The organism is Candidatus Oscillochloris fontis, assembly GCF_004138135.1.
In the GTDB taxonomy this organism is placed as follows: Bacteria; Chloroflexota; Chloroflexia; order Chloroflexales; family Chloroflexaceae; genus Oscillochloris; species Oscillochloris fontis.
Window position 1 is genome coordinate 26,015 of sequence record NZ_RYFD01000027.1, and the last position, 15,832, is coordinate 41,846.

The 15,832-nt window shown below is 59.2% G+C and carries 13 protein-coding genes; 6 read left to right on the forward strand and 7 right to left on the reverse strand.

Features of this window, described 5'->3' with window-relative positions; translation table 11 throughout:
* Window positions 1-20: 20 nt before the first annotated feature.
* Together EKD03_RS11285 and EKD03_RS11290 are read right to left on the reverse strand one after the other, a co-directional pair.
* The gene (locus tag EKD03_RS11285) at window positions 21-392 is read right to left on the reverse strand and encodes a response regulator transcription factor (RefSeq protein WP_129630636.1); all 372 of its coding nucleotides are present in this window, start codon (window positions 390-392) and stop codon (window positions 21-23) included.
* Window positions 389-2,308, reverse strand: a complete 1,920-nt coding sequence (locus EKD03_RS11290) for a hypothetical protein (protein WP_129630638.1) — start codon at window positions 2,306-2,308, stop codon at window positions 389-391. The genes EKD03_RS11285 and EKD03_RS11290 overlap by 4 nt, the downstream gene beginning before the upstream one ends.
* Before the next feature lie 604 nt (window positions 2,309-2,912).
* Between EKD03_RS11290 and EKD03_RS11295 the strand changes: the two genes are divergently transcribed.
* From EKD03_RS11295 to EKD03_RS11310, 4 genes are all read left to right on the forward strand, one after another.
* Entirely contained in the window at window positions 2,913-3,185 is a 273-nt protein-coding gene (locus EKD03_RS11295) for a metal-sensitive transcriptional regulator (protein WP_129630640.1), read from the forward strand.
* A 12-nt stretch (window positions 3,186-3,197) separates the two neighbouring features.
* The gene (locus tag EKD03_RS11300) at window positions 3,198-3,416 is read left to right on the forward strand and encodes a heavy-metal-associated domain-containing protein (RefSeq protein WP_129630642.1); all 219 of its coding nucleotides are present in this window, start codon (window positions 3,198-3,200) and stop codon (window positions 3,414-3,416) included.
* Between the two features lie 12 nt (window positions 3,417-3,428).
* Complete coding sequence (locus EKD03_RS11305) at window positions 3,429-5,708, forward strand: heavy metal translocating P-type ATPase (protein ID WP_129630644.1); 2,280 nt, start codon at window positions 3,429-3,431, stop codon at window positions 5,706-5,708.
* 206 nt (window positions 5,709-5,914) lie between these two features.
* Window positions 5,915-7,204: a DUF190 domain-containing protein gene (locus tag EKD03_RS11310; protein ID WP_129630646.1), complete on the forward strand. Its 1,290-nt coding sequence runs from the start codon at window positions 5,915-5,917 to the stop codon at window positions 7,202-7,204.
* A 75-nt stretch (window positions 7,205-7,279) separates the two neighbouring features.
* Here EKD03_RS11310 and EKD03_RS11315 read toward each other — a convergent pair whose 3' ends face one another.
* From EKD03_RS11315 to rpsO, 4 genes are all read right to left on the reverse strand, one after another.
* The gene (locus tag EKD03_RS11315; protein ID WP_129630648.1) at window positions 7,280-7,678 is read right to left on the reverse strand and encodes a MaoC family dehydratase; all 399 of its coding nucleotides are present in this window, start codon (window positions 7,676-7,678) and stop codon (window positions 7,280-7,282) included.
* A 14-nt stretch (window positions 7,679-7,692) separates the two neighbouring features.
* Window positions 7,693-8,637 (reverse strand): alpha/beta fold hydrolase, encoded by a 945-nt coding sequence (locus EKD03_RS11320; RefSeq protein WP_238613496.1) that lies wholly within the window; start codon window positions 8,635-8,637, stop codon window positions 7,693-7,695.
* Window positions 8,570-10,810 (reverse strand): polyribonucleotide nucleotidyltransferase, encoded by a 2,241-nt coding sequence (pnp, locus tag EKD03_RS11325; RefSeq protein ID WP_129630650.1) that lies wholly within the window; start codon window positions 10,808-10,810, stop codon window positions 8,570-8,572. Before pnp ends, EKD03_RS11320 begins: the two co-directional genes overlap by 68 nt.
* A gap of 278 nt (window positions 10,811-11,088) precedes the next feature.
* Window positions 11,089-11,358 carry a 30S ribosomal protein S15 gene (rpsO, locus tag EKD03_RS11330; protein WP_129630652.1) on the reverse strand — a complete coding sequence of 90 codons (270 nt, stop codon included), beginning with the start codon at window positions 11,356-11,358 and terminating at the stop codon, window positions 11,089-11,091.
* 199 nt (window positions 11,359-11,557) lie between these two features.
* Between rpsO and EKD03_RS11335 the strand changes: the two genes are divergently transcribed.
* A complete protein-coding gene (locus EKD03_RS11335) occupies window positions 11,558-12,583 on the forward strand; it encodes a sensor histidine kinase (protein ID WP_129630654.1) in 1,026 nt (341 codons plus the stop codon).
* 14 nt (window positions 12,584-12,597) lie between these two features.
* A complete protein-coding gene (locus tag EKD03_RS11340) occupies window positions 12,598-13,326 on the forward strand; it encodes a response regulator (RefSeq protein WP_129630656.1) in 729 nt (242 codons plus the stop codon).
* Between the two features lie 65 nt (window positions 13,327-13,391).
* Here the strand turns inward: EKD03_RS11340 and EKD03_RS11345 are convergent, their stop codons facing one another.
* The gene (locus EKD03_RS11345; protein WP_129630658.1) at window positions 13,392-15,590 is read right to left on the reverse strand and encodes a GAF domain-containing protein; all 2,199 of its coding nucleotides are present in this window, start codon (window positions 15,588-15,590) and stop codon (window positions 13,392-13,394) included.
* Window positions 15,591-15,832: the final 242 nt, after the last annotated feature.

Genomic DNA, 15,832 nt, shown 5'->3' on the forward strand with positions numbered 1-15,832 from the left:
TTGGCCCGTGTTGGAACGGCTTATGGGTTGTGGTTTCCGAGGATAGCGCTGATTCGATCAACGAGACTAAAAACATCAAAGGGCTTGACAATATACCCGCGTGCGCCTATCTCCAGGCCGCGTTGAACCTCAAGTTCCTGCGATTTGGCGGTGAGGAAGATCACCGGTATGTGGCAGGTTTGTGGGTCGGCGTGTAGGCGCGCACAAGCGGTAAAGCCATCAATCCGTGGCATCATCACATCCAGCAAGATCACATCAAAGGTTTCGTTACGAACCCGTTCAAGCACTGCTTGACCATCGCTGACCGCCACGACGGTGCATCCGCCATCTTCGAGGGCCATGCGGGTGATCATCTGGATGTCGGGTTCATCTTCGGCCAAGAGTACTCTCATGATTCACTGCCCTCCATCAGCGTGAGTTGGCGAGCGACCTCTTCGACCGCGATACGTTGCTTGCGGTAGAAGTCCGACTCACTCATGGATAAGCGATGCGCGACATCCCGCACGGTCTTGCGTTGCAAAAAACGACCCTCAAGCAGATTATAGAGCAACCACTCCTGGGCTGAGGGATCGAGTTGTTCGTGCGGGCGCAGGTTGGCGATTGCTTGACGTAATACTGCTTGGAGCGCACGGGTCGGGCTGCCGCCTTGTTCGTGGAGCAGGCGTTGCACGGTGCGCAATCCGAGCAAGGGGCTATCGGAGAGTTTGGGGCCGCCCCAAAACTGGGTTAGGGCATCCTTGACCATCTGCGCGAAGTCGGGATTAAGGATGAGATCGTTATCAATCTTGGCCAACTCAGCCGGAGTTGCCTGTTCAATGCGCGAGGAGATCTGTTGCAGCGACTGGATCTCCGGGCTAAGCCCGCGCAGGGCGTCGAAGATGAGTTGCTGCATCTGCACGGTCGAGAGTGCCAACTCCATCTGGTGGGCCAAGACGCCGATCAGGTGGCGCACACTGGGATCAATCGTACTTGCCTGACGCATCTGATCGGGGGGTAAGGCGATGCCGAGTGCTCCCAAGAAGGCTCCATCGGGGCTGCGCAGCGGCATCAGGCAGAAGTTGTTACAGTCGAGAAAGGCGTCGGTTGGTAGTAGCCCCTCGGTATCGTGAGGAGGCAGGCGCTCGATCTGGGGCACCAGCGTATCGAGGGGATGCTCGCCAACAAAGCGCTTCACCTCGCGGCGTGAGCCAGAGATGGCCTTAACCGTAAAACCATCATTGCCGGGCGCAACCACAAACCCCGTCTCGACCCGCAGCGCTCCACAGATCGCCACCAGCGAGTTCTCAAGCAGTGAACGCAGATCGGCGCGCGTAAAGGTGCTGCGCGGCAGATTGCGCAGGTAGTCAATCTCGTCATGGTCTTGATGATAGACTAGTGCATCCAACAAGGGTCGGATGCGACTCACAAAGATCGGCATGAGTACGGTCATGATCATTACCCCAAAGGTGAGCAGCGTATCGCGGGGGAGTCCTAGTAAGCGCTCAAAGACGGGCATAGATTGGATGAAGAGAATGATCATGATGCCGACGAAGGGGCCATAGAGCCACCAGCGGATGAAGTCCTGTTTGATCAGGCGGTCCGGCAGGAGCACGCCGTGAAACGCGACGCTGTAGGTCATCACGGTGATCATCACGATCACGATCAGGCTGGCGATGGCCTGAAGGATCATGATGATGCTCTCCGGCAGGATGGCGGGAATCCCAAAGACAAGGAACGGGAAGACCCCAATGCCGGGAGCGGCAAAGGTGGCTCCGAGGTAGGTCATGCGTCGCCGCTGGGCCGGGGTGAGGGCGCTGCGCCACGAGTCGATCACCGCCAGCAGGGTACTGACCATCCCGATCAGAAAGAAGAGCGTATACGACCAGAAGAGCGGGCCAGCACTGAATTGGGCAACCGGGCCACTGGGCAGTTCACCACTAATAATCAGATCGGTACCGAGCAGCACTAGACCCAAAAAGACGGCACTCCCGGCATACGCGAACCAGACCAACCAGCGCAGCCGGATGGCGATCTCGCGGTGCGAGCTGAGGGCAAGCAGCGCACTGGCCAGATGGATGTAGGCGGCGGGTACAATCGTGATGCCGAACCACTGGCTCCGCCCCAGAAAGAGTGTGGTGGCGGCGTTGTTCGCCCGGCTGATCAGTAAGTCACCGCCATAGACAACCACCACACCACTCAGTAACAGCAGAAGCGACCGAGTTATATCGTTACGCCAGTTTTGCAGTGTGATGTAGGCTAAGAGTGAGAAGGTGACAATCAAGACTGCTGCGGAGAGCAGTTGATTCAGTTGCTCAAGGACGTGTGTCATAGAACATCAGTGCAGACGTAATGACGGTGTCCAATAACCGCCGGGGGTAGTAGGATGCCCAGATTATACCATAGTGAGCTTTCGGGAGGGTGTCACGTAACGTTTTGCGGTAACGCATTGCCCAGTAAGGAACATGGAGGGGCGCATCGTGATGCGCCCCATGCATCCCTAAGCGAAGACAAGGTTCGTCGCAATGTGACTCATTGCCGCCCGATGCCCTCACCCCCGGCCCCTCTCCCGCACGCGGGAGAGGGGTGATTCCGCAGCGCGATGGGTTCGATCCCCCCCTCTCCCACGCAGTGGGAGAGGGGGCTAGGGGGTGAGGGCCGCCCACCGCGCACGCATGGACGGTTCCGTGCAACGTTACGTCACACCCTCCCAGAACGTAACTGTTCACACTTCTCCTAGCTTCCAGTTTTTGACGCAAAGACGCAGAGGCGCAAAGCCTGCAACAAAACCTTTGCGTCCTTGCGCCTTTGCGTCAATACGAGATTTCTTTTACCCCAAGTGTGAATAGTTACCCCAGAACTTCTTCGCGCTAACAAAGATCTTTTTGTGCTATACTATACCCCTCCCCCCAGGGGAGGGGTATAGGAGCCACCCGATGCGCAGCGAACACCAACAAGACCTGATCAATCGCCTCAAGACCATCGAGGGTCATGTGCGTGGTGTGCAACGAATGGTAGATGCCGATACCTATTGTATCGATCTGCTCAAACAGACACGCGCTATTCAACAATCCTTGGCCAAGCTCGACAGTATTATTCTGGCCGAGCACCTGCGCACATGTGTCACCACGGCTATTCGGAGCGATGCGATCAGTGAACGTGAACGGGTCGTCAACGAGTTGTTACAGGTCTTTGAGAAGTTGCAGTAAGGAGGTTGCCCCATGATCAGTGCCAAGTTTCTGGTGCCCGCCGTCTCGTGTCAGCACTGTGTCCGCGCCGTCACCACCGATGTAAGTTCGTTGGCGGGGGTGCAGCGGGTTGAGGTGGATCTGGCGACTAAAATCGTCACGGTTGAGCATGATCAGGATCTGGAGGCAGCAACGATCATCGCCGCCATTCAGGAGGCGGGCTATGATGAGGTGCAGCGGCTTGAGGCGTGACAGAGGCTTTCTATGTCTGAGCAGATCAACATTCCTGTCACCGGGATGACGTGTGCCTCCTGTGTGATGCGGGTGGAGCGGGCCTTAAAGAAGGTTCCCGGCGTCTTGGAGGCGCGGGTCAATCTGAGTACCGAGGGGGCGAGCATCACCTTTGCGCCGGAGCATGTCGGGCCGGATGAGATCAAGACGGCGATTGAACGTGCCGGGTATGGGGTGATCGAGACTAGTGCGACTGATGCCAGCCCGCCGGAGGATGTCGAGGCGGCGGCGCGGGCGCACGAGTTGGCCGACAAGCGCCGCAAACTGGTGGTGGGTGTGGCGTTTGGTCTGCCGCTCTTCTTGCTCTCCATGAGCCGTGATTTCGGCCTGCTCCAACCGTGGTGGATCGGGGCTGCGGCCAGTATGGCTGGCCACTCCGCCATGGAGTCGCTCCCCGCCCGCAATGATCTGCTCAACTGGCTCTTCTTGGTGCTCGCGACGCCCGTCCAGTTCTATAGTGGGCGCGACTACTATGTGCATGCCTGGAAGGCGCTGCGCGCCCGCACGGCCAACATGGATAGCCTGATTGCCATGGGTTCCTCGGTGGCCTATCTCTACAGTTTGTTGCTGCTGCTGAGTGGTGCGCCGGGGCATGTCTACTTCGAGACCGCCGCGATGATCATTACGCTCATCTTGGTGGGGAAGTACCTTGAAGCACGCGCCAAGAGCCAAACCGGCGCGGCCATCCGGGCGCTGATCGGGCTACAGCCCAAGCTGGCGCGGGTGTTGCGTGGCGGCCAGGAGGTGGATGTGCCGGTGGCCGAGGTACGCAAGGGCGAGATCGTCATTGTGCGCCCCGGTGAGAAGATCCCGGTGGATGGCATGATCATCAGCGGCGAGTCGGCAGTTGATGAGAGTATGGTGACGGGCGAGAGCCTGCCGGTGGAGAAGCGCCCCGGCGATCAGGTGATCGGGGCCACGCTCAACCGCAGTGGCAGCTTCCAACTGCGCGCCTTACGCATTGGCAACGAGAGCGCCTTGGCCCAGATCATCCACCTCGTGCAAGAGGCGCAAGGCTCGCGTGCCCCGGTGCAACACCTGGTAGATCGCGTGGCAGCGATCTTTGTGCCGGCGGTGATCGGCCTAGCGCTGCTCACCTTTGGGGTGTGGTGGGGGATCGGCGGGGTGGGGGCGACCCAGGCGATGCTCTTTGCGGTGGCGGTGCTGGTGATTGCCTGCCCGTGCGCCCTCGGTCTGGCCACACCCACCGCGATCATGGTCGGCACGGGCACCGGCGCGGCGCGCGGGATTCTCATCCGCAACGCCGAGAGCCTCGAACGGGCCGCGCACATCCAGGCGGTGATTCTCGACAAGACCGGCACGATCACTCAGGGCCAACCGGCTGTTACCGATGTGCTCCAGATTGCCCAGGAGGCGCAGGTGCATATGCTCGCGCTGGCCGCCTGCGCCGAGAGTCGCTCCGAGCATCCCTTGGGGGCGGCGATTGTGGCCGCAGCGCGGGCACAGGGCGTGGCGTTGGTGGCCCCTGCCCATTTTATGGCGGTGGCGGGTGCTGGGGTGGTGGCGACGGTGGAGGAGCGCCAGATCGTGGTCGGGACGCTGCGCATGCTCCAGGAGCATGGGATCGCACTCGGCGATCTTTCGGCCCATGTCGAACGGCTTCAGGCTGAAGGGAAAACCGCTATGCTGGTGGCGCTGGATGGGGAGGCGCTCGGCGTGATCGCCGTCGCCGACACGATCAAGGTCACCTCGCCCAGCGCCATCGCCGCACTGCGCACGCAGGGCATTGTGGTGACGATGCTCACCGGCGACAACCGCCGCACCGCCGAGGCGATTGCGGCCCAAGTGGGGGTGGATCGGGTACTCGCCGAGGTGCTGCCGCACGAGAAGGCCGCCGAGGTGAAGCGCATGCAGGCCGAGGGCGTGGTGGTGGCGATGGTCGGCGATGGGGTGAACGATGCGCCCGCGCTGGCTCAGGCCGATGTGGGGATCGCCATTGGTACCGGCGCGGACGTGGCCATGGAGGCCGCCGATATTACCCTGATGCGCGGCGACCTGCACAGCATTACCCAAGCCATTCGGCTCAGCCAAGCCACCATGCGCACGATTCGCTGGAATCTCTTCTGGGCCTTCCTCTACAATGTGGTTCTGATCCCAGTCGCGGCGGGTGTACTTTACCCCTTGTTGGGTTGGCAACTCAGCCCCATCCTGGCCGCAGCGGCGATGGCCTTCTCATCGGTCTTTGTGGTGAGTAATAGTCTGCGGCTGCGCTGGGCTTTGGGGGCACGTTGACCTGCGGTGGGTGTTCGGGGGCGGCAAGCCGCATGGGCATTACGTTCGGTACATTGTAGGGGCGAAGCATCGCCTACCAACCTTGATCGGGTTCCCTTGCTCCATGGAGGGCGATGCTTCGCCCCTACGGGATGATCGGGGTACCCCACCGCTTGTGGTAGCATGGAAGGAGGCGTAGCGTCCTCCCTACCATGTGGAGCCTTCCCATGAACATCCCACCCTCCCAACAACTCTGGATCTACATTACCGAGAGTGATACTCACCGTGGCCGCTCGACCGCTATGCAGATCATTGAGGCGCTACGGGAGGCTGGTTGCCCCGGCGCAACGGTCTTGCGGGGCGTGGCGGGGTATGGTGGGCATCACGTTCTGCACAGCGAACTGGCGATTGAGGTGGCCAGCCATCTGCCGCTGGTGATTACGGTGATTGACCACGCCGAACGTATTGCGCAGGTCTTACCGACGCTGCGGGCGTTGGTGCATGATGGCATGATCACGATCACTCCGGTGGAGGTGGTGCATGTGTGTCACCGCGAGCGTGACCCCTTCCCGCGCCACTTGATGGTCGGGGATGTGATGAGCCGGGCGGTGGTGAGTGTCTACCCCGATGATTCGCTGAGTACGATTGTGAGTCTGTTGATCGAACGGCGGTTGCGTGCATTGCCGGTGATTGACAACGAACGCCGGGTCGTGGGCATCATCACCGATGGCGACCTGCTCAACCGGGGGACGCAGGGTTTGTCGGTGCGGTTGCAACGCTGTCTGCCCTTGACTATGCAGATGACTGAGGCGACTGATTTGGAGACTCATCCGCAGACCGCCGCCGATCTGATGACGCCCAACCCTGAGACGTTGCCCGAACAGATGCCCTTGGCGCAAGCGGCTACCGTCATGTCGGGCCATGATCGCAAGCGCATGCCAGTGGTGGGGCCGGGTGGCGTGTTGGTGGGGATGGTCAGTCGTTACGATCTGCTCAAGACGGTGGCTGAGGGGATGCGTCAGCATCCCGAAGAGGCGATCCACCTGCCTGAAGGGGCACCTGCTACGATAGCTGATCTGATGATCACCACCTCGGCCACCGTCTTGACCGATGCCCCGGTGGTGGAGGTGCTCAATGCGTTGATGCTCTCGCCACTACGGCGGGTGGTGGTGTTGGATTCCAACCATACGGTGCAGGGAATCATCACCGATGGCGACGTGCTGCGGCGCGCCTCGCGGCGCATGCAGCCGAGTGCTTTGGGGCGCTTGGTGGCTTGGTTGAGTGTGAGTAAGGCTCCCGCCGCGATCCAGGTCGAGGGCTATGATCGTATGGCCTCGGAGATCATGAGTTGTCCGGCAATCACGATTCGTGCCGATGCCTCGGTTGCTGAGGGGGTGCGCCTGATGATGGCGCACAAGGTCAAGTCGCTGCCGGTGATCAATGCCTATGGCGCATTTGTGGGCATGGTGAATCGTTCAGGGCTGCTGGCCGCGTTGAGTAGCCCGAACAGTTTCTGACGCAAAGACGCAAAGACGCAAAGTTATACAAATCTTTGCGTCTTTGCGCCTTTGCGTCAAAAAACGCATGCCTCTCTACGTCAACATCACCAGTGACTCGCCCTCCAAGACCACCTCCCCATCCTGGTTGGTGATCGTGGTTCCGAGCGTCGCAATCGGCTTATCGCTACGCAGTTCCTTCACCTCCACGGTTGTTGTAACGGTATCGTTGATGAAGATCGGGCGGCGGAAGGTCAGGGTCTGCTTGAGGTAGATCGTGCCGGGGCCGGGCAGTTGCATGCCCAACACCGCCGAGATGAGTCCGGCGGCGAGCATGCCATGGGCGATGCGCTTGCCAAAGCGTGAGTCGCGTGCGGTAATGTCGTCGGTGTGGAGTGGGTTCATGTCGCCAGTGACACAGCCGAAGAGCACCACATCAGCCTCGGTGATGGTCTTACGGATGCTGGCCTTTTGTCCAATGTAGAGTTCGCGCATCGCATTCTTCTCCGTTAGGCTAGATGATGATCAATCACCCACTGCTGAATGGCGTGTGCCATCGCGGCAGGTTGTTCAAGCGGTACCATATGTCCGCCATCCAATTCAACGAACCGCGCTTGGGGGAATCGGCGCTGGAGTTGGTGCCAAGAGCGGTCAACCATGAGGTCGGAGCGCCGCCCACGGATGATCAGCAGCGGCAAGCGCAGGGATTCGAGGGCGTGCCAGGTATCCACCGGCACCAGACTAAAGATGTGCGCTTCCCAGGCTTTCGGCCATGCCAGCGTTACCCCGTCGCCATCGGGTTTGAGGCCACCATCCAGGTAGCCCTCCAACGCAGCGGCGTCAAGGTCGGCAAAGATGCCGCGCCCGGTATAGCGCGAGCGCGCCTCATGCGTACTGGTGAAGCGGTCGCGGCGACGGGCAGCACCTTGGGCGAGGGGTGAGCGGTGGTGTTGGCCGATCTGGCGTAGCGCCCAGAGCAGGGGGAGCATGTGGCGTGGCATCACCACTGGGTCAATCAGCACCACCCCCCGGAAGCGTTCGGGTTGGTGGACAGCGGCATAGAGGCTCAGAATGCCCCCCAGCGAGTGACCTGCTGCGATGAAGGGGCCATCGCTCCGGGCGTGCAGATCGCTGAGCAGATCCACGGCCAGATCGCGCCACGAAGTCACCTCGGCAGGGACACTACCCGGCCAGAGCGGGCGTGGGCGGTAGCCGATGACGTGTAGTTGGGTACTGAGGGCGGTTGCGAGTGGACGGTAGGCTTCGGGGGGGAAGCCATTGGCGGGGGCCAGCGCCATGGTTGGGCCAGTACCGCCAAAATCGAGGAAGTGTTGCATAGTGATACAAAAGGCGCAGCAGACTTGGTCTGCTGCGCCTTCCACATCTTTAATCGCGTCGGCGCGGACGCGGGCGGTCGCCACGGTCACCACGGTCGCTACGCTCACCCCGATCACGCGGCGGGCCGCCCTCACGCGAACGTGGAGCAGCACCCGCCGCCTTGCGATCATCCGCCGACTCGCCAGTCAGGATGGCGCGGCGGCTGAGGCTAATCTTGCCACTCATGCGGTCAACATCAATCACCATGACATTGATCTCATCGCCGAGCTGAATGACATCCTCAACATTCTCGATCCGGTTCTCGGACAGTTCGGAGATATGCACCATCCCGTCCTTACCGGGCATAATGTTGATGAAGGCACCGAAGGGCTTGATGCTAACGACCTTCCCAAGGAAGACATCGCCGATCTTGGCTTCGCGGGTAAGCCCCTCGACCATTGCGACGGCCTTCTTCGACGCCTCACCATCGGCGGTAGCGATGAAGACGCGCCCATCGTCCTCGACATCAATCTGGGCACCAGTGGCCTCAATGATGCTGCGGATCGTCTTCCCACCCGGCCCAATCAGGGCACCGATCTTCTCGACCGGGATCTGCATGGTGATGATACGCGGTGCGAAGGAAGAAAGCTCCGCACGCGGGCTGCTGATCGCCGTACTCATCTTATTGAGGATGAAGAGGCGGCCATCACGAGCCTGGGCGAAGGCTTGGCGCATGATGTCGTAGGTAATACCAGTGGTCTTAATGTCCATCTGGAGGCCGGTAATACCCTCGGAGGTACCGGCAACCTTGAAGTCCATATCACCCAGGGCATCTTCAAGCCCCTGAATGTCGGTGAGTACCGTCCAGCGGCCATCGGGGTCGGTGATCAGACCCATGGCGACACCGGCGACGGGGCGCTTAATCGGCACACCGGCGTCCATCAGGCTGAGCGAGGAGCCACAGACGGAGGCCATCGAGGAAGAGCCATTGGACGAGAGCACCTCAGAGACGAGGCGCATGGTATAGGGGAACTCCTCTAGGGAGGGCAGAACGGCATAGAGCGAGCGCTCGGCGAGGGCACCGTGGCCAATATCGCGGCGGCGCGGCGACCCCATGCGCTTGGCTTCGCCGGTGCTGAAGGGCGGGAAGTTATAGTGATGGATATAGCGCTTGCTGGTCTCGATACCCAGATCATCAAGGCGCTGCTCCTCACCGGGCGAACCGAGCGTCGTCACCGTCAGAACCTGAGTCTGGCCACGATGGAAGAGGCCAGTACCGTGGACACGCGGGATCACCCCAACATCCACACTAATCGGACGGATCTCGGTGGTAGCACGGCCATCAACGCGGATACCTTCATCCAGGATCGCGTTGCGGACTTCCTCTTTGAGCAACTTCTCAAACGCCTTACTGACATCCTTAATCCGGGTGGGCAGTTCCTCTTCAGGCTCATCGGCGCTAAAGTGGGCCACCACCTCGGCCTTAAGCGCCGCAGTGCGCTCCTCGCGCTCCTGCTTGCTCTTGCTGCGCACGGCCTCGCGCAGGCGCTTGCCCATCCACGAACTAATCGTCTCCTCCAAGGAGGTATCAATCGCCGGGGGCACAAACTCCCGCTTGGGCTTGCCACATAAGCGCACGAGTTCTTCTTGCAACTCACAGAGCTGCTTACAGACGGCATGCCCCTGCATGACCGCATCGAGCATCTCATCTTCGGTCAGTTCATAGGCTCCCGCCTCAACCATCAACACCGCGTCCTTGGTTCCCGCCACCACCAGATCGAGGCGGCTGCGCTCCAATTCAGACATAGGCGGATTGGCGGCCAGTGCGCCATCGAGGTGGGTCATCTGCACGGCACCGACTGGCCCCTTGAACGGGATGTCGCTAATCGCCAGTGCCGCCGAGGCCCCAATGATCGCCATAGGGCCGGGGTCATTGACCATATCAATCGAGAAGGTGGTGATGATCACCTGGACTTCGTTGTAGTAGCCTTTGGGGAAGAGTGGGCGCAGCGGGCGGTCGGTGAGGCGCGAGGTGAGGATCGCGGTTGTGGTTGGGCGGCCCTCACGCTTAAAGAAGTTGCCAGGGATCTTCCCCGCCGAATACATCCGCTCCTCATAATCCACCGTGAGCGGGAAGAAATCAATACCCTCACGCGGCTCCTTCGCCGCGACTACCGTGGCCAGCAGGACGGTATCGCCATAGCGTACCGTTACGGCACCATCGGCCTGCTCGGCAAACCGGCCTGCTTCCAGGGTGAGAGTTCGGCCAGCGATCTCGGCGCTGACCGTATAGACTTGATGCTCGGTCATCTGAATACAATCCTCCACATAGCACAATGTTCGGCCAGTATGGCCGGGCCAGCGACCCATGTCGTCTGGCCGTTGTCGGAGGGGAGTTCGGCACTGGAGCCTACAAACAGCGGGTCACTCTTTGCACGCTCCAATCCCGAACGTTCACCCTCCGACCCTGATGCCTAGCTTCCCGGAAGCTCAATAGCAGATGGGATGCTCAAACGCGCAAGAGCACCGGCGACAGCATTCGCCAGTGCTCTTGCATCATCCGCAGTTGCTGGGCATATGATCCAATGTTAGCGGCGCAGACCGAGACGCTCGATGACGCTACGGTAGCGATCCTTGTCACGGCTCTGCAAGTAGTTTAGCAGGCGGCGACGACGGCCAACAAGCTTCAACAGACCACGCCGGGAGTGATGATCGTGAATATGGGTGCGCAGGTGGTCAATCAACTGGTTAATTCGTTCGGTCAACAGCGCTACCTGAACCTCAGGGGAGCCGGTATCGGTACTGTGTACCTGATAGTCACCGATAATCGAACCCTTCTCATCTTTTTCAAGCGCCACAGGAGTGTCTCCTTCGGTAATCGCGCACAGGCCGGCGCAGCCTGGCGTTCTGATAATATGGTTGGCTGATTATACCATAATTTTGAGGAGCCTTGTGAGGGGGGGAGCGGCTGTGATGCCCACCTTGCCGCCTGCCTAAACGCTATGCTATACTTGCCCAACAGGGCGAACCATAGATCAAGAAGACGGAGAGATCCCCATGAGCGCCGAGCCATCAGCGCTGCTCGATGCCGCCCATGCGATCATTGCCGAGCAGTTGACGCGCCTCCGCGAACTGCATCAGGTGGCACAGCAGCGCCATGCCAAAGTTGAGGCCGATCTGCGTCAATCGGCGCGGCTGCTTGATGAGGCCAGTATGCAACTGCGTTTTGCGGCTGAGCGTGGTTTGACCAATGCCGCTGCGCTGGCTGAACGCGAACAGCAATTACGTAGTGAGCATGATCTGCTCAACCGCGAGTATGTGGCTGGGCGGCGCGCCTTGCGCCAACTCGATCTGCTTATCCGCCAGATTGATATGAGTAGCACCACCCTCAATGGCGATACTGAGAACGAACCCGATGACCCGTGGGTACAGGCGCTGCGCTCGCAGGTGGTGATGGGTCGTGAGGATGAACGCTCACGCCTCGCCCGTGAGGTGCATGATGGCCCCGCCCAAGTTTTGGCGAATGCGTTGATGGGTCTCGAACATTGCCAAAATCTGCTCAAGTCTCAGCGCATGGAACGGCTGGCCGAAATACTCCTCCAGTTGAGTGAAGCTGCCCGCGAGGGTCTGCGCGAGGTGCGGCGCTTCATCGCCGATCTGCGCCCCGGCAAGCTCGATGAACAGGGGTTACATGGTGCCCTCACCGAGTATGTCCGCCGTTACCACGATACAGTAAGTGCTCAGGTGACGTTTGAGGCCGATCCGCTACCACGTCTCGCTAACGAAACGGAGATTGTTCTCTATCGAATTGTCCAAGAAGCACTCCAAAATGCTCACAAACATGCACGTGGTGCTCCCGTTCATGTAGTCATCAGTGCGCGCAATGGACAACTCCATTTAACGGTGCGTGATGAGGGGCCGGGCTTCGATACCCGTGCGGTGGCCCGTCGCGCTGGCCGTGAGAGTTGGGGCTTAACCAGTATGCGCGAACGGGCTGAGTTGGTGGGGGCGCAGTTTGTAGTAACGACCCGTCCTGGCCACGGTACTGAGGTCACAGTGACGATGCCACTGGTACGGCGATGATTGTGAGATGGATTATGCCCACAAGTGCAAAAATCAAGGTGCTGATTATTGACGATCACCCGCTCTTCCGTCAGGGTATTCGTTGGAGTTTGGAAGATGCTCCCGATATGGAAGTGGTCGGTGAGGCCGAAAATGGGCAGGAGGCGATCAAGCTTACCGAACGCCTTAGCCCTGATGTGGTGCTGGTGGATATTAACCTCCCCGGCCTTAATGGCCTTGAGGTGGCGCGGGTGATCAAACGCCGCGACCCGCGCATCGGGATTGTTGTCCTGAGTGTCTATGAGGATGACGATCAACTCTTTCAGGCGATCAAGGTTGGCGCGGCGGCCTATTCCTCGAAGGATGTCAATCCCGAAGATCTGCTCTATTACATTCGTACTGTTGCGGCTGGTCGCTATCTGATCAATGATTCCGTTCTCGCCAAGCCAAATGTGGCCACCCGTGTCCTGCATCAGTTCCGCGAACTAGCTGCTACCGAGGATGAGCAGACGAGTGTGCTCTTCGCCCCGCTTACCAGCCGTGAGATTGAGATCCTCGATTGTATTGCCCGTGGCCTCTCCAACAAAGAAATTGCCAATGAACTGAATATCAGCGGGCAGACGGTCAAGAACCACATCACTTCAATTCTCTCTAAGCTTCAGGTGAATGACCGTACCATGGCGGTGATCTATGCGATCAAGCGCGGCTGGGTGCGCTATGGTTACCCCGAACAGGGTCGGGTGCATGAGAATCTTGAGGGGTAGGGGGTAGAGACGGCCCGGTGGGCTGTCTCATCCCGGAAGACGGCCCGCCGGGCCGTCTCTACTTCTTACCCCCTAAGATTGGTGGTAATTGGCAACGCAAACGCAAAGATGCTTCCCACGCCCTCGGCACTCTGCAACCAGATCTTCCCGCCATGCGACTCAATCGCCAGCTTACAAAACGTTAATCCAAGCCCTGTACCACGTACCTTACGCCCGCGCACCTGGCCAAACTTCTCAAAGATACGTTCGTGATACTGCACCGGAATACCTGGCCCTTGGTCTTGCACCCAGAAGATCAGCCACTTACCGTGGTGTAACGGCGGGACTTCAAGCGGGATCGGGAGGACGTGCGGATTACTCCACACATCATCACTCATCTCCAACACCGCCCCTCCCAAGGTTACGGTCTTACCAGTTGGAGAGAACTTAATCGCATTATCTAATAAATTCTGGAGCACCCGCACCAGTTTATCCCGATCTGCTTCGATCAGGGGTAAATCGAGGGCCAGGTGTTGTTCTAAGAACACTTTATGGTTACGGGCCGAGGCGACTAAGCGGTCTAAGGGCTGATCCACGAGGGCATAGGGCGAGATCTGCTCAACATCCAAGGCCATGTGACCCTGCTCCATCTTCGAGATATCGAGCAGCGTATTCACCATCTCCAACATCGCTTGGCTACCCTGATGTGCAATGGACAACAACTCTTGTTGTTGCTCGGAGATCGGCCCACCCAAGCCGCGCTTCACCATCATAATCCCGTTCATAATCGCAGTCAGCGGGGCACGCAGATCATGCACGAGCATACCGGTATAATCCTCGCGCAGTTGGGCCAGTTCGCGCTCCTTCGAGATGTCTTGGAACAGTGCTAGTCGCCCCATCTCGGCCCCATTCGCCTCGCGTACTGGCAGCGTATAGTGGCGAATGAAGCGTGAGGGCGGCAATTCCACATCAACCACCTGTTCACTACCGTTCTGATCATTCAGCCACGAGGGGCTACTCACCGCATGCGCACGGGACTTCAGTTCGGCCAGCAATTCACTGAAGGGCCGACCGATCAATAGTTCTTTACCACAACCAAAGAGTTGTGCCGCCATTGGGTTGGCCGTCACCACCGTCCCATGCATATCGGCCATCAGAATGCCATCGTTGGTCGAATTGAGGATGGCTTCAAAGCGATCCCGCACCGTCGTCACCTCTTGGAAGAGATGGGCATTCTCCAACGCTACACCAATCGTGGCCGCCATACGCATCAGCCGGTCGGCCTCCTGCTCGGTAAAGACTCCATCGCGCTTGTTGAGCAGCTCGATCACTCCAATCGTGCGCGCCTTAACAATAATCGGCACACACAGGATCGTATGGACGACATAATTGACCGACTCGCTCACCTTGGCGTAGAAGCGCGGATCTTGCTGCGCATCATGGATGATCGCGTAGCGTTGTGTCTGTGCGACGAGGCCCACAATACCCTGGCCCTGTGGCACGCGCACCCCAAACAGCTTCTCCTCCCCCGCCTCCAGGGTCATCACAAAGACCAGTTCATCGGTTTCGGGATCGATCATCAAGAGCGAACCAGCATCAACCTGAAAATACTCGTTCAGTTTCTCCATCACCAGATGGTAGATGTCACGCGCATTGAGAGAAGAGGTCACCGCTGCCGAGATCTCATTCAGGGTACCCAGTTCAGAGGTACGCCGTTCGGCTTGCTCGGTGATGCGGAACGAGGTGATCGCCGCTGCCAGTTGCCCCGCCATCAGTCGCGCCAGGGCCACCTCGCGCTCGCTGAAGTGGCGTGTCTGATCCACCGTCGCAAAGATGATCAGCCCGATGACCCGATCCTGCGCCACCAATGGCAAGAGGAGGAGTGAGCAGAGATGCTCCTGATCAAGCAGTTGCATGAGCAGGTGCGCCGCTTCACTCTGCACTTCTACCAGCGGGGTCGCGTGAATATTGGTAATCTGTACCACCCGCCGTTCACTGATCGCCTGGAGTAAGAGCGGTGCTTCGGCCAAATCAATCGCCGGGGGCAGGTTGACACGCGGGGGATGAGCATTCACCAGCCGCGCACTCACCCCATCTTCACTCACAAAGAGCACACCACTGAAGGCAATAGTGAGGAGTTGGGCAAATTCTATCTGACCAAGAAGAAGCAACTCATCCAGCGTCGCAGCCGTCTCGATCACCGAAGCGATCCGTAACAATGCGCTCGTGCGCATATCGGAGCTGGGATCACTACTGGAATGTTCTAGTGAATTGCTTCCACTCATGCTGCTGTCCGCTCTTCTTCTATACACCGGTCAGATCTTCGGTTGTCTCAGACCTATCAGGTGGCCGTATCTACGGTTCGTACTCAGCACACAGTTCATCACAATGATGAACGCGGTCTTGCTTTGAGTTTGCAACTCGTGGAAGTGCGGCCCACTACAGTATAGAGGGATGCGCAAGGGGCTGCAAGGGGATCGGCGGGTTCTTGAGCTTTCGGGAAGCTTCAAACTTCCCGGAATAGGGT